This is a genomic window from Acetobacter cibinongensis, assembly GCF_000963925.1.
Lineage (GTDB): Bacteria > Pseudomonadota > Alphaproteobacteria > Acetobacterales > Acetobacteraceae > Acetobacter > Acetobacter cibinongensis.
Genome location: NZ_BAMV01000007.1, coordinates 115,618 through 135,199, shown reverse-complemented (window position 1 = coordinate 135,199; position 19,582 = coordinate 115,618). Strand labels below are relative to the sequence as shown.

Annotated in this window: 22 protein-coding genes and 2 tRNA genes; 7 read left to right on the top strand and 17 right to left on the bottom strand. The window is 56.2% G+C overall.

The features are described 5' to 3' along the window. Window positions 1-4 precede the first annotated feature (4 nt). A complete protein-coding gene (locus Abci_RS03745; protein ID WP_048837801.1) occupies window positions 5-916 on the top strand; it encodes a prephenate dehydrogenase/arogenate dehydrogenase family protein in 912 nt (303 codons plus the stop codon). A gap of 42 nt (window positions 917-958) precedes the next feature. Here Abci_RS03745 and Abci_RS03740 read toward each other — a convergent pair whose 3' ends face one another. The 3 genes from Abci_RS03740 to Abci_RS03730 form a co-directional block, all read right to left on the bottom strand. Further along, the gene (locus tag Abci_RS03740) at window positions 959-1,816 is read right to left on the bottom strand and encodes a tetratricopeptide repeat protein (RefSeq protein WP_048837800.1); all 858 of its coding nucleotides are present in this window, start codon (window positions 1,814-1,816) and stop codon (window positions 959-961) included. Window positions 1,817-1,819: 3 nt separating this feature from the next. Beyond that, on the bottom strand, window positions 1,820-1,945 hold the full coding sequence (gene ykgO / locus Abci_RS03735; RefSeq protein ID WP_003625637.1) for a type B 50S ribosomal protein L36: 126 nt from the start codon (window positions 1,943-1,945) through the stop codon (window positions 1,820-1,822). A 135-nt stretch (window positions 1,946-2,080) separates the two neighbouring features. Further along, on the bottom strand, window positions 2,081-3,049 hold the full coding sequence (locus Abci_RS03730) for a hydrogen peroxide-inducible genes activator (RefSeq protein ID WP_048837799.1): 969 nt from the start codon (window positions 3,047-3,049) through the stop codon (window positions 2,081-2,083). 209 nt (window positions 3,050-3,258) lie between these two features. On the opposite strand from Abci_RS03730, the gene Abci_RS03725 reads away from it, so the two are divergent. Further along, window positions 3,259-3,801, top strand: coding sequence for a peroxiredoxin (locus tag Abci_RS03725; protein WP_048837798.1), 543 nt, complete (start codon window positions 3,259-3,261; stop codon window positions 3,799-3,801). Between the two features lie 268 nt (window positions 3,802-4,069). Continuing rightward, entirely contained in the window at window positions 4,070-4,597 is a 528-nt protein-coding gene (locus Abci_RS03720) for a carboxymuconolactone decarboxylase family protein (RefSeq protein ID WP_048837797.1), read from the top strand. 350 nt (window positions 4,598-4,947) lie between these two features. Here Abci_RS03720 and Abci_RS03715 read toward each other — a convergent pair. The 3 genes from Abci_RS03715 to Abci_RS03705 all read right to left on the bottom strand — a co-directional run bounded on the left by Abci_RS03715 (window position 4,948) and on the right by Abci_RS03705 (window position 6,753). After that, window positions 4,948-5,024, bottom strand: a tRNA-Asp gene (locus Abci_RS03715). A 190-nt stretch (window positions 5,025-5,214) separates the two neighbouring features. After that, window positions 5,215-5,823: a YceI family protein gene (locus Abci_RS03710; protein WP_084597502.1), complete on the bottom strand. Its 609-nt coding sequence runs from the start codon at window positions 5,821-5,823 to the stop codon at window positions 5,215-5,217. A 54-nt stretch (window positions 5,824-5,877) separates the two neighbouring features. Then, window positions 5,878-6,753, bottom strand: coding sequence for a DODA-type extradiol aromatic ring-opening family dioxygenase (locus Abci_RS03705; protein WP_048837796.1), 876 nt, complete (start codon window positions 6,751-6,753; stop codon window positions 5,878-5,880). 321 nt (window positions 6,754-7,074) lie between these two features. Here Abci_RS03705 and Abci_RS03700 point away from each other — a divergent pair, with 321 nt between their 5' ends. Then, the gene (locus Abci_RS03700; RefSeq protein WP_244877573.1) at window positions 7,075-7,614 is read left to right on the top strand and encodes a glycine zipper family protein; all 540 of its coding nucleotides are present in this window, start codon (window positions 7,075-7,077) and stop codon (window positions 7,612-7,614) included. A 51-nt stretch (window positions 7,615-7,665) separates the two neighbouring features. Here Abci_RS03700 and Abci_RS03695 read toward each other — a convergent pair whose 3' ends face one another. From Abci_RS03695 to ppa, 4 genes are all read right to left on the bottom strand, one after another. After that, window positions 7,666-8,901, bottom strand: coding sequence for a hypothetical protein (locus Abci_RS03695; RefSeq protein ID WP_048837795.1), 1,236 nt, complete (start codon window positions 8,899-8,901; stop codon window positions 7,666-7,668). A gap of 10 nt (window positions 8,902-8,911) precedes the next feature. Then, complete coding sequence (locus Abci_RS03690) at window positions 8,912-9,241, bottom strand: DUF4282 domain-containing protein (protein ID WP_048837794.1); 330 nt, start codon at window positions 9,239-9,241, stop codon at window positions 8,912-8,914. 73 nt (window positions 9,242-9,314) lie between these two features. Next, window positions 9,315-11,003, bottom strand: a complete 1,689-nt coding sequence (locus Abci_RS03685; protein WP_048837793.1) for a DUF4852 domain-containing protein — start codon at window positions 11,001-11,003, stop codon at window positions 9,315-9,317. A 197-nt stretch (window positions 11,004-11,200) separates the two neighbouring features. Further along, window positions 11,201-11,728, bottom strand: coding sequence for an inorganic diphosphatase (gene ppa, locus Abci_RS03680; protein WP_048837792.1), 528 nt, complete (start codon window positions 11,726-11,728; stop codon window positions 11,201-11,203). A 151-nt stretch (window positions 11,729-11,879) separates the two neighbouring features. Between ppa and Abci_RS03675 the strand changes: the two genes are divergently transcribed. The 3 genes from Abci_RS03675 (at window position 11,880) to Abci_RS03665 (ending at window position 14,322) form a co-directional block, all read left to right on the top strand. Further along, window positions 11,880-11,953, top strand: a tRNA-Ile gene (locus Abci_RS03675). Between the two features lie 59 nt (window positions 11,954-12,012). Next, window positions 12,013-13,692, top strand: coding sequence for an energy-dependent translational throttle protein EttA (gene ettA / locus Abci_RS03670; protein ID WP_048837930.1), 1,680 nt, complete (start codon window positions 12,013-12,015; stop codon window positions 13,690-13,692). 126 nt (window positions 13,693-13,818) lie between these two features. Then, a complete protein-coding gene (locus Abci_RS03665; RefSeq protein ID WP_048837791.1) occupies window positions 13,819-14,322 on the top strand; it encodes a GNAT family N-acetyltransferase in 504 nt (167 codons plus the stop codon). A gap of 72 nt (window positions 14,323-14,394) precedes the next feature. Here the strand turns inward: Abci_RS03665 and Abci_RS03660 are convergent, their stop codons facing one another. The 7 genes from Abci_RS03660 to queG all read right to left on the bottom strand — a co-directional run bounded on the left by Abci_RS03660 (window position 14,395) and on the right by queG (window position 19,534). Further along, window positions 14,395-15,018 carry an MlaC/ttg2D family ABC transporter substrate-binding protein gene (locus tag Abci_RS03660; RefSeq protein ID WP_048837790.1) on the bottom strand — a complete coding sequence of 208 codons (624 nt, stop codon included), beginning with the start codon at window positions 15,016-15,018 and terminating at the stop codon, window positions 14,395-14,397. Between the two features lie 7 nt (window positions 15,019-15,025). Further along, window positions 15,026-15,895: an MlaA family lipoprotein gene (locus tag Abci_RS03655; protein WP_048837789.1), complete on the bottom strand. Its 870-nt coding sequence runs from the start codon at window positions 15,893-15,895 to the stop codon at window positions 15,026-15,028. A gap of 278 nt (window positions 15,896-16,173) precedes the next feature. Next, the gene (locus Abci_RS03650; protein ID WP_048837788.1) at window positions 16,174-17,001 is read right to left on the bottom strand and encodes a TerB family tellurite resistance protein; all 828 of its coding nucleotides are present in this window, start codon (window positions 16,999-17,001) and stop codon (window positions 16,174-16,176) included. A 147-nt stretch (window positions 17,002-17,148) separates the two neighbouring features. Continuing rightward, window positions 17,149-17,454: a winged helix-turn-helix domain-containing protein gene (locus Abci_RS03645; RefSeq protein WP_048837787.1), complete on the bottom strand. Its 306-nt coding sequence runs from the start codon at window positions 17,452-17,454 to the stop codon at window positions 17,149-17,151. A gap of 7 nt (window positions 17,455-17,461) precedes the next feature. After that, window positions 17,462-18,076 carry a hypothetical protein gene (locus tag Abci_RS03640; RefSeq protein ID WP_048837786.1) on the bottom strand — a complete coding sequence of 205 codons (615 nt, stop codon included), beginning with the start codon at window positions 18,074-18,076 and terminating at the stop codon, window positions 17,462-17,464. A 124-nt stretch (window positions 18,077-18,200) separates the two neighbouring features. Continuing rightward, on the bottom strand, window positions 18,201-18,440 hold the full coding sequence (locus Abci_RS03635; protein WP_048837785.1) for a ribbon-helix-helix domain-containing protein: 240 nt from the start codon (window positions 18,438-18,440) through the stop codon (window positions 18,201-18,203). Then, window positions 18,437-19,534, bottom strand: coding sequence for a tRNA epoxyqueuosine(34) reductase QueG (queG, locus tag Abci_RS03630; protein WP_048837784.1), 1,098 nt, complete (start codon window positions 19,532-19,534; stop codon window positions 18,437-18,439). The genes Abci_RS03635 and queG overlap by 4 nt, the downstream gene beginning before the upstream one ends. Window positions 19,535-19,582: the final 48 nt, after the last annotated feature.

Below are 19,582 nucleotides of genomic sequence, written 5' to 3'. Positions count from 1 at the left end.
GAGCGTGCAGACACCATCTGACACCAGAGACCTTCCTCCCGTTTTTGAGACCCTCGTTGTTATTGGGCCAGGGCTGATTGGGTCTTCCGTCCTGCGGCGCGCCAAGGAGTATGGGGGGCTGGCCCGCCATGTTATCGCCGTGGATAAAGACCCCGCCGTCTGTGCCCGCGTGGCAGAACTGGGCATTGCGGACGAAGTTACGGATAACGCAGCAGAAGCCGCAGCACGCGCAGACTGTGTGATGCTGTGTGTGCCCGTGGGTGTCATGGGGCCTGTTGCCGCAGCAGTGCTGCCCGCTATGAAGCCGGGTGCCATTCTGACAGAAGTGGGTTCCACCAAGGTTTCGGTCATTGAGGCCATCAGCCCGTATTTGCGGCCAGATGTCCCGTATGTGCCTGCGCACCCTATGGCGGGAACAGAGTTTTCCGGCCCGGATGCCGGGTTTGCCACGTTGTTTGAAAACCGCTGGTGCCTGCTCACGCCGCTGGAGGCTACGCCACATGCTGCAATAGAGGCGGTAAGAACACTGTGGGAGCGCTGTGGTGCCCGCCTGCGGGACATGACACCCGCGCACCATGACCGTGTTTGCGCTATCGTCAGTCATCTACCGCATCTGCTGGCATTTACCATCTGCGGCACAGCAGATGATCTGGCAGATGAAACACGTTCCGAGGTGCTGGACTTTGCGGCATCAGGCTTCCGGGACTTTACGCGTATTGCTGCGTCAGACCCGACGATGTGGCGCGATATTTTTCTTCTGAACCGTGAAGCCCTGCTGGAAATGCTGGCCCGTTTTATGGAAGACGCACAGGCCATGGCCCGCGCCATCCGGTGGGGGGATGAAGCCTATATTGTGGACCGCATTGAGCGGGGCCGGAAGATTCGTAAAAGTCTGATTGAAAACCAACAGGCCTGAGTACAAAACGCCGGGACTGTTCCCGGCGTTTTTTAACGGGCCTCAGGTTGGTTGCCCGTAAGCCTTGATGTGCAGCGCATCCAGCCTTTTATGGGCGCGGTCTGCCATAGGGTTGAGTGCCATAACTTTCTGCCAGGCTTTCAGGGCTGCGGGGCCATCCTTGCGGTGCTCCTCAACCGTTGCCAGCAAGGCCCAGCTTTGCGCATCGCGCGGGTCGCGTTGCAAGGCGGCTCCCAGATCCTGCACAGCCCCATTCAGGTCTCCCGCAACAAGGCGCATCTGCGCACGGGAGCGCCACAGGATAGCTTTATCGGATTGCAGGGCGATGGCATCGCTCAGGTCCTCCACGGCCTCATCCGGTTTGCTGTTGGCAGTATCTTTTTCGGCCCTGCGCAGGAGGAGTTGCGTGGTGGGGGAAATGTCTGCGGCGCGCAGAGTCTCTAGCGCAGCCTCCAGCCCATGCGCCTGTTCAGGTGTTTTTGCCTTGGCCAGTTGGTCCGACAGTTGGGCAATCTGGTCTTCAGCTTTGGCAGGCGTGGCGGGTTTCTGGGCAGTTGGAGCGGGCTGGGCAGTGTCCACCTTAGGTGCAGCCGGTGCAGGTTCGGCACTGGGGGGCGTTGCCGGAGCCGCAGCATGACCAGCCGGGCGGGATGCGTGCTGGGTCAGGCTATGAGACGTATGGGGCGGAGTCTTGGGGTGCTGTGTTTGATGGGGCCGGGTTTCTGCCATGCCGGAAGAAAGCGGTGCAATGCCGCCACTCAGTACCAGAACGGCCCCTGCCAGCACCAGAAACGGGCGTGGCGTGCCAGAACGCAAAAACCCGCTTCCCTGCAAAGCAGAAAAACGGGTTGCGCACATGTCATGCGTTTTCAGCCAGCCAAAGAGGGCCGGAGAAAGCATGGATTAGCCCTGACGAGCTTTCATGCGGGGGTTCTTTTTGTTGATAACATAAACCCGGCCGCGACGCCGTACTACACGGCAGTCTTTATCGCGCACCTTGGCCGATTTCAGGCTGTTTCTGATTTTCATGGCCCGTTATTCTCCGCCAATACTCAATGAAGTGGAAACAAGTTGTGAGCGCACATACCGAGCCTGCTTATATGAGTCAATGTTTTCGGCCTGCAAAGCGCCATTTTCTTTCGGTTTTAGGCTGTTTTCCGGTATTTAATGGCCTGATTGTGGGCTTTTGGCTGCAACGGAGCTTTCTTCCGGGTGTGGGGCGAGTGCTGCAAAGGCAGTCGCCAGAGTATGGAAATCTGCCGCACGGGGGGAGCGGGGCCGCCATGCCAGCCCGATTGTGCGCCATACTGGCCCACCAGAGAGAGGGCGGGTAATGACCTTGTGGCTGGCCAGCAGCCCGTTTTCCGTGGCCAGTGCAGGCACAACCCCTATGCCCAGCCCCAGCTCAACCATATCCGCCATGGTATGGAGGGAGGTTGCGGTGAATGTGGAGTCGCCCTCTCCATCCGAGCTATCCCACCCACGGCCCTGACGGCAGACCGCCAGTGTTTGTTCCCGCAGACAATGTCCGTCTTCCATCATGATCATCCTCTGGTCTTCCAGCCGCTCAACGGGCACATGCGTCAGGGACGCCAGAGGGTGCCCATCAGGCATGATGACCTGAAACGGGTCCCGCCACAGGGGCAGAGTTTCCGTGCCGTCGCACAGGCAGGGCATGGCCAGCACAAGAATATCCAGCCGCCCCAATGCTAGTTTTTCCAGCAGATGCTCTGTCGTATCCTCAGTGATGGAGAGGGTGATCTGGGGAAAACGTGCCCGAATGGTTTTGACAATGGGGGCCACCAGAAAAGGCCCGATTGTAGGAATAATACCCAGCCGGAGCGGGCCGGTAAGCGGTGTGCGGGCTGCGGCCGCCAGTTGCGGCACAGCTTCCAGTGCTTCCAGCGCCCGGCGGCCCTTGAGGGCAATTTCATGCCCCAAAGGTGTGAAAACAACCTTCTTGCCCACTGTGCGGTCCAGTAACTGGGCATCCAACTGGCGCTCCAGCGCCATGATGCCTGCCGACAGGGTGGATTGTGTGACGGCACATGCTGCGGCAGCCCGCCCGAAATGACGCAGTTCCGAAAGGGCTATCAGGTAACGCAACTGCTGTGCTGAGGGCAGGGGAAACATGTCAGACCTTTAAAAACATCAGGCCCGAAGGCCGAAACTGTGGTGATACTTACGGCCTGACGCGGGGTTCAGATCGTAATCGATGATTTCGATGGTTTTGATATAAAATATTCATTGGCATAAATGAACATGCCGCGTCATATAGAGTTTCACAAGCAGCGATGCACAGGCAACGTTGTATTTTGAACCTGATACTAAGGAGCAAGCTTATGCTGACCGTTGGTGATAAGTTCCCAAGCTTTGACCTCACTGCCGTTCCGGGTGGCCCTGAAGGCCTTAAGGGTGAGTTTGTTCAGATTTCTGACAAGTCTGACGCTGGTAAGTGGAAAGTTGTTTTCTTCTGGCCAAAAGACTTCACGTTTGTTTGCCCGACCGAAATCGTGGCTTTCGGCAAGCTGGCAAAAGACTTCGCAGACCGTGATGCCGTTGTGTATGGCGTGTCCATCGACAGCGAGTTCGTTCACCTGAACTGGCGCCTGCACCATGAAGACCTCAAGGGCCTTCAGATCCCGATGCTGGCAGACATCAAGCGTGAGCTGACCGAAGGCACGGGCGTTATGGCGAAGGACGCTGGCGTTGCCCTGCGTGCAACGTTTGTGGTCGACCCACAGGGCATCATCCGCCATGTGTCCGTCAATGACCTATCCGTTGGTCGTAACCCGCAGGAAATCGTGCGTATTCTGGACGGCCTGCAGAGCGACGAGCTGTGCCCTTGCAACTGGAAACAGGGCGACGACTTTATTAAAGTCTGAGGCCAGTTGGCTTTCCTGTACCGGCAGGTCCGGTACAGGCTTTCTGCAAGGTGGTGTGTGCCACCTTGCAGGGTAGCTCCGCACAGTAGGGGCTTACCATTGTGCAAGGTCTCGTACCCTGCCTGCGCTACGCCCTTGTTCGTACGGCAAGAGGATGTAGCACCTCAATTTTTTCTGGATCGCTGTCTGCGCCGTTTGTGGTGTCAGAATTTTGGCACGGGTATTACGCCTGTGGCTTTTCACGTTCTCATTTTGCAAGGATAATCAGATGTCTCTGGATGCCCTGAAAGACCGTATTCCCGACTACGCAAAAGACCTGCGCCTGAACCTTGGTTCTCTTGCAAACGATGTCAGCCTGACTCCGCAGCAGTTGGCTGGTACCTTTGTGGCTTCTGCTATTGCATCCCGCAACGATGACGTGACCAAGGCCATTGTGGCGGAATTTGCAGACAAGCTGACACCAGACGCCCTGAACGCTGCCAAGGCGGCTGCTGCTATTATGGGCATGAACAATATTTACTATCGCTTTGTGCATATGGCGGGCGGTGACTACGGCAAAATGCCTGCGCAATTGCGCATGAGCGTTATTGGCCGCCCCGGCGTGGAAAAAGCAGACTTTGAACTCTGGTCTCTGGCTGTGTCTGCCATCAACGGGTGTGACCTGTGTGTAACCAGCCACGAGAAAATTGTGCGTGAAGCACTGGGTGCCGAAGCCGTGCAGACCTCTGTGCGTATTGCCGCCACCGTGCATGCCGTAGCAGTTGCCTTGCAGGGTGCTGCTGCGCTGGGTGACTAAGAACCTCTTTTCAAAAGTGGCTTGAATTGGTCTGAAGTACCTTACCCCCCCCCTGAATGTGGTGTCTTCTGCCCCGATGGTATTGCGTCGGGGCGACAAAGCCACCTGTTCAGTCAGGGTAAGGCCCAGCCTAGACCTCAGATCTGAACTTTTGAAACAACGTTTAAGCGTTGCGTTTTCTTCTTTGTTCTTATGAAAAATGGCTCGGCTCGTGCTGGGCCATTTTGCGTAGGGCCTGCAAGGGGGCGTGTCAGAAGAGACGCTGTGCAGAGGGCAATATTGTATGGGAAAGAGAAACCCCCTGAGGGGTCGCGCCCTTTCTCTGTAAAAATTAGATTTTTGAGAGAAAGTGGCGCGAGTGACGGGGCTCGAACCCGCGACCTCCGGCGTGACAGGCCGGCGCTCTAACCAACTGAGCTACACCCGCAGTCCAGACGCTCATCAGTGATGTGCGTTGGTATGTCGCGTCTTATAACGGGGATTTTTTGTTTGGCAACAGGCTTTATCGAAAAAAATGCATTTTTGTTATTTTTTCTGTCTGTTCAGCAGGTTACAGGCTGTGCAGGCAGAGCTGCCCCTCCATCATAGGCAGGGGCAGCCTTGTTAAGGGCCGGAAATCAGGGCTGCTTTTCAAACGCGCCAGCAAGGGTGAGTGTCACATCATCACCCACAACCGGCACATATTTGTTCACGCCGTAGTCACTGCGCTTGATAACGCCGGTGGCCTGAAACCCAACCGTATAGGCTTTGTCCATCGGGTTTACGCCAGACCCAACATAGGTGGCATGCAGGGTCAGGGGTTTGGTAATGCCATGCAGGGTAAAGGTACCAGTAATGGTAGCGCCCCCTTTGCCATCTGGCGTTATTTTAGAGGAGGTAAAGGTGGCGGTAGGGTAGTGGGCTGCGTCAAACCAGTCTGCCTGCTGGAGTTCGGCTGTCAGTTTATCACTGGTGGTCTGCACGCTGTTGACCGGAACAGTGACTTGCAGGCGGGAAGCAGCAGGATGGGCCGTGTCCAGTTTCAGCGTGCCGCTCGCGTTGGAAAATAGGCCTACGTAAGGCGTAAAACCAAAATGCAGCAGAGAGAACAGAACCTGCGTGTGCGTTGGTTCAATGGCGTAGTTACCGCTCTGCACGTCTGAAAAAGAGGCAGCCTGAGCGCCGGACAATGTCGTGCCAGCTAGTGCCGTTGCAGTGAGTGTGAGGACTAGAAATTTCTTCAGCATAAGAAAACGACCTTGTTTGTGTGAACGGAAAGGGAGGAGGGCGGCCTATGGTGCTCAAGCCGGACTGACGGCACGAGGCTGGGCCATAGGCGCAGTGGGAGAAGGGGAGAGGCCAAACCCAAAACCGGAAAGCGCCTTGCCGTTAACGGTATCGGCATAGGTGCGTTGGCCTTGGTCTGCGCCCGCAGCGCCCGCTACAACCATAAGAGGCAAAAGGTGCTCTTCACGCGGGTGGCATAGTTTGGCAGCGGGGGCTGCCTGCCATTGGGTCAGACTCTGGTTACGCTCGGCTTCCGGTAGGCAGGCCGCATGTAGCAGCCACGTATCAAAAGCACGGGCGGCGTCATTGGTAGTGGGGTCTGCGGTCATGAAGTGCCGCAGGTTATGGTAGCTCATGCCTGTGCCCAGAATCAGCACGTTCTGATCCCGTAAAGGGGCGAGCGTCTGCCCTATACGGATATGAAGCGCGGGGTCGAGAGTGTGCTGCAAGGAGAGTTCGACCACCGGAATAGTTGCTTCCTCAAACGCCACCATAAGAGGAATGAACACCCCATGGTCCAGCCCTCTGGCAGGGTCAGTAGCGCTTGGAATACCAGCTTGTGTGAGGAGATCAGCCGTTTGCTGTGCCAGCGCCGGGGAGCCGGGAGCAGGGTAACGCAACTGGTAGGTGTGCGGTGGAAAGCCAGAATAATCGTAAATCAGACCAGGTGCCTTGGCCGCTGTCAGGGTGGGAACAGCACTTTCCCAGTGGCCGGAAACAACCAGTATGGCGTCTGGCGTCTGGGGTAGGCAGTGGCGCAAGTTGCGTAAATACGCCTCCATGGCGTCCCACGTCATGGGCCAGTCCATAAAAAAGCATGGGCCGCCGCCATGGGGAACAAACAGCACAGGCTGGCGCCCGGTAACCGGATGTGAGGTATGAGCGGCCATAGCTGCCTTACTCCTGAAAACAACAACAGACCAAATGTCTGCTCATTTTCATGGTTTGATAAGCGCGTATTTTGGCAACATATTTCATACTCATGGTGTGAGATAAAAAACGACAGGCATAAGGAGCGGAGTAATGAAACTGAAAGCGATAGCTTAGGTGTAAAACAGCGCCTGTATGAAGCGGTTCCATACCGGGACTATTGTAGATGGAAACTTATAGTTTGGTCATTTTGAAGAGCGCCATATTTGTAGAATATAAGCCTTCGTATGGTCGTGAATATAGTGTAAAAACAACAGGTAAAATTTTATTCGAGGATATCAATGTCGCTCAATACTAAAGCCCTCATTCCTCTGGCAGCACTGCTTTCTCTTGCCGCATGTGCGGAAACCCCAACAGCACCAACTGCACAGGTTCTGCCCGGCCCTGGTAAGGACTATAATGTCTTTCTGCAGGAGCAGCAGTTTTGCCGTAATCAGGCTTCTCAGGCCATTAGTGGGCAGGCTGAACATCAAAATCATAGAGCAATTTACGGGGCTTTGGCCACAACTGCGCTGGGTGCTGGCCTTGGTGCTGCGGCTGGCGGCGGGGCAGGCGCTGGTATTGGTGCTGCCGCAGGTGCGTTGGGCGGCAGCGGCGGCGGGGCCTATTATTCCCAAAACCAGCAGGATGGCCTTCAGACGCAATATAACAATACGTATGTACAGTGCATGATTGCCTACCATAACGTTCTGCCGGGCTATGCAGCGCAGGCTCCGGAAACTGCTCCGGTACAGCGCCCACACGTCAAAACCCGTCAGCCCGCTAAAAAAGCAGCCTCAACGTCAGGCAAAAAACCGGACTCTACAATCGAACTGGATTAACAGTAGAATAAAGAGGGGGGCTGGCTTTTTACGTACACCAGCCCCTGTCTTTTAGTTTGCCGTTACGTCCGCATGGGTTGCGGCAATAAACTGGCGAAGGGTGTTAAAGGCAGGGTTAAGAGTAGGTTGCCCCAAAAACCCTTGCGTCATGACAGGTAGCGGCTGTTGCGGCTGCGCTGTAACGGTCAGCTTGCCACCCTGTGTGGTCCACTTGTCCAAGGGAGAAGCGGACTCAGGCACAGTCACCGTTTGCGGAAACTGTGTATTTGGCACGGCTTGCGCACGCTGGATTAGTCCGGAATTATCCAATTTAAGCGATGCACTGTTCAACACAGCAGTATTAGACTGTGATGCCAGTTGCATTAGCATCAGAACGCTTTCTTCCGGGTTGTTCTGAGCCATGCTAGAGGCCGCCCTGAGTTGCTCTACAGGCACCCCGCCAAGATCAAAATTGACAGACCAGCCACCAATTTTGTCAAAGTCGGACTGGGAGGCAAAGCGGAGTGTCTGCCCAGAAAGGGTATAGGAAAGCGAGGCATTTCCCGTAACATGGGTATAGCCCAGCGTTCTCAGCCCTTCGCCCCGGAACGTGCCGCCTGTATAGGTTCCTACATCATTCAGTGGGCAATCAATGTCGCTGGCTGTCAGGTCAAGAGAGTTTGGCAGTGTGCTGGAAGATGACAGACCACTGGCTGACAGAGCGCCAATTTTGAGAGGCGGCGTGCCCGCTCTGGAGGACTGAACCCGCACATTGTGCAGGGTGACAGACCCGAAGGGCGATGCACTGACAGACTCGTATTTGACATAAGGCGACAGGCCAGACTGACTGAGAAACTCCTGAACTTTCTTATCAGCTATCGTACTGGCTTCGTGGCGCGCCACGCCCCAACCGGCCCCTGCCAGCACAATCAGGGCAATACCACCGCCTATAAATATAGTGCGGTAACGTGCCCATAAACCAGACCGTTTTTCCGGGTCTGCCATGGTTGTGCGCAGGCCTTGCAGGGTATCTTCCCCCTGATGCACGACTGTGCTGGCAAGCTTGCCAAGCTGGTCCGCCGTGGCCTTGGTCGAGCTTTTGATGCGCGGACCATGTTCACCCCACAAGGCTTCTGCTCGCTTGAGCACACCATCAACAGACGCTGTGTCCATAGGGGCAAAAGCCTGAGCGGGGCCTGCCTCTGCCAGCTTGCCGGGAGGGGCAAGGGCGGAAAGTGGGGGGAGCAGAAGGTTCGGGTCCGGCTTCCCCTGCGCCAGAGGCGCTGTGCTGTATGTGCCAGACTGCATGGGTTCGGCCTTAGGAGAGAGAGGATTTGGTCGTGTTTTCACGCTGCCAGGCAAGCTCATCCCGGATCATGAAGATAACCAACGTCAGTTCACTGGAAACACGGGCCAGAACAATGCCCACAAGTGTCACAATGGTGCCCGCGATAACGCCGAGAATCAGGCCGAGAATAGCTCCCATAGCAGAAGAGGAGCCAGACATCTGTGCCCCATTAATGCAGCCGAGCAGAATGGAAATAAATGTTCCAAAGCCAGTCAGCATGCAGAAAAACACGCCAACATAGAAAAAGAATTTGATGAATTTGGGTGTAATCAGCGTGTCAAATGTCAGAAGAGATTTCATTGGTGCGATCCCGTATTGGAAAAGGCGTGAGCAAAAAAAAAGGTTCCGCAAACCGGCGTTCTAAAAACCCGGTTCAGGGTGTAACGGTGGGCTGAAGGGCGGCCAGAAGGGCCTGTGGGTCTTCCGCGTCCTTGCACTGGTCCTGCTGGCAGGCATGAAGGGTTTGCACAGTCATTTCAGCCGCGGGGAAGTCCCCTTTCTCAGGAACACTGACCGGCCCTTGCACAAGATACCATGTGCCGCTGGAGAGGGCAGGCTGATCCTTGGGCGTAGTCAGGTTCAGTTTGCCCGGCCATTTGGTTGGCACTTGGGCGCGGCCACTGCCGTCCGCCTGAACAAGCAGAATGGCATCCACAGGGGCACCCTGCATCATGGCTCTGGCGCGGACATTCCGGATGGTGTCCAGGTCTGGCGCATTAAAGCCACGGGTATTCTGGCCAACCCACATGGCCAGTTTTTCAGACCGGCTGGCATTCTGCACGCGTTCAGCCATTCTGCGCCGGTTTTCAGCCTGTTGCTGGGCAGCTTCCTTGGCCTGCTGGGCGGCTTTTGCGGCGTCCTGTGCCTTACGCATGTTTTCCAGTGCGTCTGGGCCAATGTCAGCAAGAAGGCTGGTTTTGTCCGTGTCGCTGTAGATTTTCACATGCGTCAGCGCAACAGGCTGTGGCGTGCTATCCGTCATCTTGCCCAGTTGGCTGTCTTCTACATGGAAGGTCAGAATGGCCATCATCTCGCGGTTGATGAAGCCAAAGCGCGTCCGCTGTTTCAGGAACTGTTCTGCTTCGGCAGCAGGCATAGGCAGGCGGAATGTTGGCGCAGTTTCACCCAGCTTCAGGCCAACCTGACCGGGAACTGTCGTGTCAGACATATCGCAGGTGCTGGAGAGTGTCAGAACATTGCCATTGAGTGCCACCGGAAAGGAGGACTGTTTGAAGTCATACTCGCCAAGCCGCACAGCCAGATTGGCTTGAAGGGTGCCCGCCGGGATCTGCTGGCTGATCTGGGCCAGGTCTGTCCTAGCTCTGTTCTCAACCTCATGTTTCCGGAATTCGTTGCCTTGGGCGGCAAAAAAGTCGCGCTGGAAAGCATGGCGTGCCCAGCAGGCCTGAATGTTTTCATTGTCCAGTAGCGCCGGGTTATGGCGGACCAGCAGGGCGAGTAAGCCCATATATCCTTCAGGAAGAACAACAGGTGGTGGTGGCGGTGCCGGAGGCGCTGCGTCCTGCGCCTGAGCCGGAACTGCGGCGGGGGCGGGCGCATCAATTGCTGGGGCAGGGGGCACAGTTACGGCTGCGGCACCCAATGCATCAGGCACAGGGGGAAGTGGGGGGGACGGTTGGGCCTGTGGAGCAGGCTGGCTCGCGGCAACCTCGGCAAACTGCCAGTTGGTGCCTTTGGTGGCCTGAAGGTGCCGGGCTTCAGATCCGTTTTGAATGACGGCAATATCTACAGACTGCACGGCGGCGCACTGGTGGTCTGTTGCCAGCTTTCGGCCCAATGCGTTGGCCAGATGGATCTGCTGCTCAACAGCACCAATGTCATGGCTTTCCGGGGTAATGGCCATTTTCAGGTGTAAGTCGGTCGCAGCGCACCGGGCTGCCGGGTCGGCAAAATCTATTTCAACGTTATGGTGGCGGGAATGGGCAAATGTAGCCGTTTCGGCCGCGGCTGTTTTGGAAGCAAGAGGGTGCAGGGCAAGCGCTGCAACACCGGAACATATGAGATAACGCCATAAAAAAGCAGATTTATGAAATTGCAGCATCGACCACTCCTAATATCTTACAACTTATACACAAATAAAATTTAAGATGACGATAAAAATGTAACTTTGAAGGTATAAATTTGGAGAAGGCAGGCTTCGGTCTGCATGAATGCTTAAAATGACCGAACTGTTCTGTAAAAAGAGGCAGGCAAAGGCTACCGTATTGGTAGCCTTTATCTTGTGTGCTGAGTGAAGGCTTAGGCCTTCTTGGCAGCTTCCACACCACTGCGGATGAAGTCTGCAGCTTCCTCGCGGGTGCCCCAGCCGGTTACTTTGACCCATTTGCCGGGTTCAAGGTCTTTGTAGCGGGTAAAGAAATGTTCGATGGCCTTAACCGTGATTTCCGGCAGGTCCGCAATGCTTTCCACTTTGCTGAACTGCGGGTGGATCTTGTCGTGCGGGACGCAGATGATTTTTTCGTCCTGACCGGATTCGTCTTCCATCTTCAGTACGCCAATCGGGCGTGACCGGATAACGGAGCCAGGCACCACGTTGGCGGGGGTCAGCACCAGTGCATCGGTCGGGTCACCATCAGCGGCCAGCGTGCCGGGAATGAAGCCGTAAGCCGTGGGGTAGGCCATGGGTGTAAACAGGAAGCGGTCAACAAAAATGGCCCCGCTGTCTTTGTCCACTTCGTATTTTACGGAAGACCCCTGCGGGATCTCAATAACGACATTGATGTCAAATGGTACATCTTTACCGGCGGAAATTTTTGATACGTCCATAACGTACTCCAGCACTAAAAATACGGATGTCAGACCCTATCCACAGCGGTGCTTCTTGCCAAGCGGGAACAGCTATAAGGTTTTTTGGTTATTTTCGTGCTCTAACCCTTGCCAAATGGCTCAGGTTGCGTAAATCAGGGCCTACCTGTGTGCGCCTGTAGCTCAATTGGTTAGAGCGGGCCGCTCATAACGGCTAGGTTGCGGGTTCAAGTCCTGCCGGGCGCAGGTTTTTCTTTTCACGTCCTTATACGGCGCGCCACCATTCATTTGCGGGGGTTCATCTCATGGCATCCTATCAATACGTCTATGTGATGAAGGACCTCACCAAGTCCTATCCAGGCGGGCGCGAAGTGTTCAAGGGCATTACGCTCTCCTTCCTGCCCGGCGTTAAAATTGGTGTGCTCGGCGTCAACGGTGCCGGTAAATCAACCCTGCTCAAAATTATTGCCGGGATTGATAAGGAATATGGCGGTGAAGCTTGGGCGGCTGAAGGCGTCAAGGTTGGCTATCTGGAGCAGGAACCCCAGCTTGACCCCAAACTGACGGTTGGGGAGAATGTGGCCCTTGGCTTTGGTGAGCTGAAAAAGGCGCTGGACCGGTTTAACGAAATTTCCATGCGTTTTGCCGAGCCCATGAGCGACGAGGAAATGAACGCCCTGCTGGCCGAACAGGCCGAATTGCAGGAAAAAATTGATGCAGGCGATGGCTGGGAGCTGGACCGCAAGCTTGAAATTGCGCTGGACGCCCTACGCTGCCCCCCTGCTGACAGCCCGGTTGACAAACTGTCCGGTGGTGAGCGCCGCCGTGTGGCCCTGTGCCGCCTGCTGATTGAAAAACCAGACATTCTGCTGCTTGACGAACCAACCAACCATCTTGACGCAGAAAGCGTGGCCTGGCTGGAAAAAACCCTGCATGACTATCAGGGCACCGTCATGGTCATTACCCATGACCGTTACTTCCTGGATAACGTGACCAACTGGATTCTTGAAATCGAGCGTGGCCGTGGTCTGCCGTTTGAAGGCAACTATTCCTCCTGGCTGGAACAGAAGCGCAAGCGTCTTGCTCAGGAAGAAAAAGAGGAAAGTGCTCGCCAGCGTGCCCTTGCTGCCGAGCAGGAGTGGATTGGCTCCAGCCCCAAGGCCCGTCAGGCCAAAAGCAAGTCCCGTATTGCCCGCTATGAAGAAATGCTGGCCGCCAGTGCTGAAAAGCAGAACGGCGTGGCAGATATCGTTATTGCACCCGGCCCACGTTTGGGTGGCACGGTTATTGAAGCCGACCATCTGTGCAAAGGCTTTGGGGACCGCCTGCTGATTGATGACCTGAACTTCAAGCTGCCACCGGGTGGCATTGTTGGGGTGATCGGGCCGAACGGTGCTGGTAAATCCACCCTGTTCAAAATGATTGTGGGTGCGGAAAAGCCGGATTCCGGTGAGCTGAAAATTGGTGAGACCGTCAAGCTGGGCTATGTTGACCAGTCCCGTGATGATCTGGACCCCAACAAGACCGTGTGGGAAGAAATTTCCGGCGGTACGGATGTGATCTATCTGGGTAAGCGCTCAGTGCCGTCCCGTGCGTATGTGGGGGCCTTTAACTTCAAAGGCTCTGACCAGCAGAAGAAGGTTGGCATTCTGTCCGGTGGTGAGCGTAACCGCGTGCATCTGGCCAAAATGCTGCGTCAGGAAAGCAACGTGCTGCTGCTTGACGAACCAACCAACGACCTTGACGTGGACACCCTGCGTGCCTTGGAAGAAGCCTTGGCTGAATTCCCCGGTTGTGCCGTGGTTATTACCCATGACCGTTGGTTCCTTGACCGTCTGGCAACGCATATTCTGGCCTTCGAAGGGGATTCCCACGTCGAATGGTTTGAGGGTAACTTCCAGGCTTATGAAGAAGACAAACGCCGCCGCCTTGGTGCTGATGCAACCGAGCCGGGCCGCATTCGTTATCGCCCTATCGCACGCTAAGGTCTGGCTGACGGCTTGGGAGAGCACTTTATCTCTCTCTGGTCGTTCCAGTTATTGTTTTGCAAAACCCTGCTCTTCACCGGAGCAGGGTTTTGTGTATTTCCCCCCTGAGCGGGAGGGCTTTTCATGACTGATGCACGCACTCTCAACACAGGGCGTCTCACGCTCCGGCCGGTGAGTTGGCGGGATATGGAAGACATGGTGCGCCTGAAAGCTGATGGCGGTGCCTTCGGTCAGATGTTGGGCGGTGTCTGTACCCGCCAGCAGGCAGAGAAAGAAATGGCGGATGATATCGCCTTCTGGGCCTGCCACCGTGTTGGTATCTTCACCATTCATGAACAAGGGCGGTTTGTGGGCATGACCGGTATTCATGACCGACCAGACGGGCGCGGCTTTGGCTTGCGCTTTGCGCTCTACCCTTGGGCAAGCGGGCGCGGCATTGCGCGGGAGGCTGCTAACGCCGCGCTCAGTTTTACCCACAACGCAGGCATACGCAGGGTGATAGCTGTGGCGAAGGAGAGCAATCTGGCATCCCGCAGTATTCTAAAAGGCATAGGGATGCAGGAATGCGAGCGCTTTGTGCGCGAGGGGCAGACCATGCTGGTTTATGAAAGCAAACGCCAACCGTAACCAGAGTATGTAGGCATAAAAAAAGCACCCGGTATGGGTGCTTTTTTGTAACCGGATAAAACGGGTGGGCCGTTACTGAGCCGAGGCTGAGTGATGCTCAATCTGGTGTTTCAGAGCCTTGATCAACGCATCAACATTCCCTCCATTGCGGGCAATGTAGGCTGAGTAGTCCTGGCGCTGTGTCAGGCGCAGGCTGGCACCTTCCCCAATAACGTCCACAACTTTGTCTGTGCCGCTGGCGGAACTGACAATCCATTGCATGCTGGCAGGGGGCTGCTGTGGGCGGAGGAGGGTTGCTTCAACAGAATCGTCATCGCCAGATTTGGTGATGGCACCAATGGTGAAGCTGACGCCACGATAGTCACCCAGCTTGTCTGTAATGGCGCTCACCAGAATCTGGTTGAACAGGCCCAGATATTCTTTCTGCTGCTGTGGTGTTGCTGTTTTCCAGTAACGGCCAAGGCAATAGCGGCCAATGGCGTCAATATCCACATTCTTCTGGATCAGCGGCAGAACCTTTTCTTTCTTTTCAGAAAGAGGAACCGGGCTGTTTACAATAGCAACAAGCTGCTTGCCGAAGCTCTCAATAAACTGATGGGTGTTCTGTGCTGCACGGGCGGGGGCCGCAGCAAGGCTGCCTGCACACAGGAGAGCAAGGGAGCCGAGAAAAAGGCGACGGCCGGAAAAGAAAGTCATGTCAGTGCTACCCTTGTTGTCTATTCTTGACATGGTACCACAGTGGCACAGTGGCCCGGTGGTCGTTTTTAATGGCCTCAGCATGGGCTTTGCGCTGTTGCTGATAGGCACTGCGGATGGTGGCATACGGGTCCAGCGCATCACGCTGCAAGGCATCCAGTTCATCCAGATGCTCTGAGCGGCCATGCACTACACCAAGCATGTTATAGGCCCAGTTGAAACTCACGAGACCGTAACCACGCGGCACATAGTTCCAGGGGGAAAGCCCCTGATCAATCCCGTACCCGATTCCGTCACGGATGGAGGAGGGGCCCATGGGCAGGAACAGGTAGGGGCCAGACGGAATGCCCCAGTTAGCCAGTGTCAGGCCTGCATCGTTATCCTGGTGCGGGTAACCCGCCATTTTGGCAACGTCTATCAGGCCGCCAACACCAACGGACATATTGATGCACCAGCGCACGAAGGCATCGCCTGCGCGGCGGGGTTTGCCTGCCCCAACATCGTTAAAGAAGGCCGAAGGCTCGTTCATGGTCAGGATCATGTTGCCAAAGGCGTTTCGCACAGGGTGCGGCACAGCCCATACATAGGCCTTGGCAACAGGCCGGAGCGCCCATTTGTCCGCCTTCATCATCACACCGTAAATTTTACGGTTCAGCGGCTCATAGGGGTCATTCGCCTGTTTGTAGTCTTCAAGAGCGTCCGGGTCCGTGGGGACTGGCGCTTTGATGCTGCTGCACCCGGCAAGGGTCAGAAGTGAGAGAGCAAAAACAGCGTGGCGCTTGGCAAAACGGCGGGATGCCGAAGGGGCTTCCTGAGCCTGAGCAGTATGTGCCTGACCACAGGGGCGGAGTCGTGTGCCGTTCCGTCCAGAATTCATTGCCGCCTTCACCTTCACCCTGTCACGTATCCTTAAACATCCTGACCATTATGGCAGGAGGTATCCTGCCGCACTGTCTACCACGAGAACGAGACTAAGCAATGCAGGGCTTCTCTGCGTTGCTGACAGGGTAGAGAAAAATAAGCGCAGTCAGGGCCTTAAGGTTCATAACAAAAGACAATTTTTACAGTTTTGTTGCGCGAAAGACGCAGTTAAGCCACGTTTTGGGCGTGAAAGCAAAAAATGCTTCCAAGTCCTGCTTCAGTTGGCGGGGGTGCTCACAGCCCCCGGTCGCGTTTTATTACGTCCCATGCCGCGTTGATGCGGGAAATTTTGGCAGATGCTGCCTCAATTTCGGCAGGAGAGGCGTTACGGGCTGTCATCACGTCCGGGTGATACTGGCGCACAAGCATTTTCCAGTGCGCGCGTATTTCCTCGTTGGACGCTGACGACTCGATACCCATGATCACATAGGCATCATCTTCCATCATGGACGGGCGGGCACGGCCCTGCTCAGCCCGTTCCCAGGCACCCCGGCTCAGGCCAAACAGGGCATGCACCCGCTGGAGGAAGTGCAGTTCCTCTTTGGTCAGGGGTTCGTCGGGGGCCAGGTCAGCACGGGCGATACCAAACAGCACGCCCATTAGGTCTTCCAGGGGTTGTTTCTCGGTGGCGTAAGCATGGCCGAGTTCGCGCGCAAAGCCCTCAAAGTCATCCGTGCGCTGACGGGACATGTCAAACAGGCGGCCCAGTTCGCGCATGTTTTCGTCCGGCACGCGGAAGCGGGCTTTGAAGGCGTTAATCTCCCGCCGGTTTACGGGGGCATCACATTTGGCAAGTTTGGCGCACAGAATAACGCTGCTCAGGCCGTAAAGCTGCTCTTTCTTGCCCATGGCGGCGGCAAGTTTGGCGGCCATGAACGTTGCAGCGCCGGCCGGATCCGGGTTGGCGCGGGCGGAAAACCGGTCACTCCACCCGCCCGCAGGTGGGTTAAGCAACGTGCCCTTATCCGCCGCGTGGCCGAGTGCTGTGCCAAGAGCCGCTCCGACAGGCCCCCCCATGGCAAACCCGGCGACCCCACCAAATATCTTACCCCAAATAGCCATACTGTCTGTTTTCAACCTGTTTTTGCGGGACGGCTGGTTATGCCGCAGCCCTCATACCCGAGACTATAACAAGATTAGTCACGCCATGAGAAGGCAACTCTCCTCTGCCCTTTTGGTTGCAAGTAAGGATTGCACGCACACCTTAGGTTACATCGCAGACGCACTCACAAGGCGGCTCATGGCCTCCAGATAAGCCAGAAATGCTGTGCGGCCCTGAGGGGTTAATTCAATCTGGGTCAGTGGCTTGCGTCCGGCAAACGATTTGTGCTGCGCGATATAGGCAGCGTCTTCCAGTTTTTTGAGGTGAGTGGACAGGTTGCCGTCTGAAACAGCCAGATGTTTGCGCAGACTGGTAAAGTCCGCTGTACCACTCGCGGCAAGGAACGCCATGATGCCTAACCGTACCCGACCGTGGATGGTCTCATCAATCTGGTGAATATCAAACAGGGTCATGCGCTCCTCATCCTGCCGCCTGTTTACGGACCAGTATGCAGCCCGGCAACACGGACAGCAGGAGCAGGAGGCCTGCATAAGCCAGAAAAACAGACGGTTGGTTGCTTAGGGCAGAAACAAGGAGCGCGCCTGCAAAGGCTCCCACCGCAACACACCATACCCAACGCTGGCGGGAAAGCAGGGCTGTCACCTGCCATGCTGCACCATAAAGGCCCAGCACAAGAGCCGGGAACAAGGCCCATGCCAGCGGGCTCTGGAACTTCCAGTCTAGAATAAGTGCCGCCAGAAAAACCGTGGCAATACAACTCCCGATCCCGGACCAGACCCATTTAAGAGCACGGTTGGAGGCTGACGCCGCGCCATGGGGCTGTAGTCTGGTCGAAAGCAGCCACGTCGCGCCCCAGTTCACTGCCATGGCAGCGGCAAAAATCCAGACAATGGCGTGGGGTGTCAGACCCAGAGCGTTGTGTGTGGCCGCCCAGGCCAGCGTGCTGGCGCTGCTAAAAACCAGTCCGGCTACAATCAGGTAGGGGCCGCAGGTCAGGGGCACATTTTGTCCGGCTTCCGCCAGAGTGCGGAGGAAGCTGATGTCCTGCTGAAGCGTATGGGATGTCTGGGTCATGCGGGCAGCCTTTGCACACAAAGAGGGGGTGAAAAAATCTCGCGAAATCACCGTACACAAATAACTTTGAAAAACAAAGTATAATTTTCTGCAAAGAGAGGCAGGCTGTTTGCGTCACTTTATATCAAGACGAGGGAAGTTCGTTTTCGGGCGGTAGCAGGCTCTTGAGTGCATAAACCCGCAAGGCAGAGGCGAGTGATTGGGTGGGGGTGCGGGCGGCATCTATCTTGGCGACCAAAGTGGGCAGGGGGAGCCGTTTTTGCTGGGCCAGTGTGTCCAGCACCTGCCAGAATTCAGGCTCCAGCGCCACACTGGTATCGTGGCCGGATAAAATCAGGCTGCGTTTGCGTAAATGCGCGCTCATGGTGTGCGGCCTTCCAGCCGTGTGACAGCCCATTCTGCGGCTTCTGCTACAACCGGGTTTGGGTCGTGGCAGAGGGCACTGGCCAACGGTATGAGCTCCTGCCTGCCACTATTGCCAATGGCCGTCAGTACATTGCGGATAAACCTGTCACGCCCAATGCGCTTGATGGGAGAGCCAGAAAAGCGTTGCCGGAAGGCAGTGTCATCCAGTTGTACAAGGTCTGCCAGTTCGGGAGCTATCAGGTCAGGGCGCGGCTGGAGTTTGATCTGGCGGGATACGGTGGCAAACCGGTTCCAGGGGCAGACTGCCAGGCAATCATCACACCCATAGATATGCGTGCCTATGGCAGCACGCAGGGCGTGTGGGATGGGGCCTGCATGTTCTATGGTCAGGTAGGAAATGCAGCGTCGCGCATCCATCTGGTACGGGGCCGGGAAGGCTTGCGTGGGGCAGGCGGTCAGGCAGCGGGTGCAGCTACCGCACTGTCCGCCGGATGGCGCAGACTGCGGCAACTCAAGTGTGGTGTAAATTTCGCCCAGAAACAGCCAGCTTCCGTGGCTGCGAGAAACCAGGTTGGTGTGTTTGCCCTGCCAGCCCAACCCGGCTTGTTCTGCCAGAGGTTTTTCCGAAACGGGGGCGGTATCAACAAACACTTTGACCTGCGGTGGTTCCCCGGTGCGGGTCGCGCTGAGAGTGGTCTGCCCTTCCTTGACGACAAACTGGGCCAGATGCTTCAGCATGCCTTTTATCAGGTCATGATAATCCCGGTGCCGCGCATAGACGGATATGTTGCCGCACTCTGTTTTGGCTAATGTGGCAAGGGCATCGCCTTCCGGCGCGTAGGAGACACCAAGCGCAATAACACTTCGAGCTTCCGGCCATAAGGCTTGAGGGTGTGTGCGTTGCGTCGTGCGGTCTGCCAGCCACCCCATGTCTCCATGATAGCCTTTGGCCAGAAAGTCCGTCAGGCGCTCCCGCACTTCCGGGCCAAGGGTGGCGGGGCAGAACCCAATGGCATCAAAACCAAGAGCCAGCGCCTTATCCCGTATGCGGTCCGCCAGCTTGTGCAGTGGGTGGGCGGGGGCTTCAGCCACGCGGTACCATATCCTTCTAGTTGGGGGACAATAACGCTGTGAGGATGT

Bases quoted from the DNA above. Each gene is read 5' to 3' on its own strand.
- Abci_RS03700 (WP_244877573.1), top strand. From the start codon at position 7,075: ATGTCGCTCAATACTAAAGCCCTCATTCCTCTGGCAGCACTGCTTTCT.
- Abci_RS03730 (WP_048837799.1), bottom strand. From the start codon at position 3,049: ATGTTTCCCCTGCCCTCAGCACAGCAGTTGCGTTACCTGATAGCCCTT.
- Abci_RS03740 (WP_048837800.1), bottom strand. From the start codon at position 1,816: ATGCTTTCTCCGGCCCTCTTTGGCTGGCTGAAAACGCATGACATGTGC.
- ykgO (WP_003625637.1), bottom strand. From the start codon at position 1,945: ATGAAAATCAGAAACAGCCTGAAATCGGCCAAGGTGCGCGATAAAGAC.
- Abci_RS03710 (WP_084597502.1), bottom strand. From the start codon at position 5,823: ATGCTGAAGAAATTTCTAGTCCTCACACTCACTGCAACGGCACTAGCT.
- Abci_RS03660 (WP_048837790.1), bottom strand. From the start codon at position 15,018: ATGACTTTCTTTTCCGGCCGTCGCCTTTTTCTCGGCTCCCTTGCTCTC.
- ettA (WP_048837930.1), top strand. From the start codon at position 12,013: ATGGCATCCTATCAATACGTCTATGTGATGAAGGACCTCACCAAGTCC.
- Abci_RS03645 (WP_048837787.1), bottom strand. From the start codon at position 17,454: ATGACCCTGTTTGATATTCACCAGATTGATGAGACCATCCACGGTCGG.
- Abci_RS03650 (WP_048837788.1), bottom strand. From the start codon at position 17,001: ATGGCTATTTGGGGTAAGATATTTGGTGGGGTCGCCGGGTTTGCCATG.
- Abci_RS03685 (WP_048837793.1), bottom strand. From the start codon at position 11,003: ATGCTGCAATTTCATAAATCTGCTTTTTTATGGCGTTATCTCATATGT.
- Abci_RS03665 (WP_048837791.1), top strand. From the start codon at position 13,819: ATGACTGATGCACGCACTCTCAACACAGGGCGTCTCACGCTCCGGCCG.
- Abci_RS03720 (WP_048837797.1), top strand. From the start codon at position 4,070: ATGTCTCTGGATGCCCTGAAAGACCGTATTCCCGACTACGCAAAAGAC.
- Abci_RS03635 (WP_048837785.1), bottom strand. From the start codon at position 18,440: ATGAGCGCGCATTTACGCAAACGCAGCCTGATTTTATCCGGCCACGAT.
- Abci_RS03705 (WP_048837796.1), bottom strand. From the start codon at position 6,753: ATGGCCGCTCATACCTCACATCCGGTTACCGGGCGCCAGCCTGTGCTG.
- Abci_RS03725 (WP_048837798.1), top strand. From the start codon at position 3,259: ATGCTGACCGTTGGTGATAAGTTCCCAAGCTTTGACCTCACTGCCGTT.
- ppa (WP_048837792.1), bottom strand. From the start codon at position 11,728: ATGGACGTATCAAAAATTTCCGCCGGTAAAGATGTACCATTTGACATC.
- Abci_RS03695 (WP_048837795.1), bottom strand. From the start codon at position 8,901: ATGCAGTCTGGCACATACAGCACAGCGCCTCTGGCGCAGGGGAAGCCG.
- Abci_RS03690 (WP_048837794.1), bottom strand. From the start codon at position 9,241: ATGAAATCTCTTCTGACATTTGACACGCTGATTACACCCAAATTCATC.
- Abci_RS03655 (WP_048837789.1), bottom strand. From the start codon at position 15,895: ATGAATTCTGGACGGAACGGCACACGACTCCGCCCCTGTGGTCAGGCA.
- Abci_RS03640 (WP_048837786.1), bottom strand. From the start codon at position 18,076: ATGACCCAGACATCCCATACGCTTCAGCAGGACATCAGCTTCCTCCGC.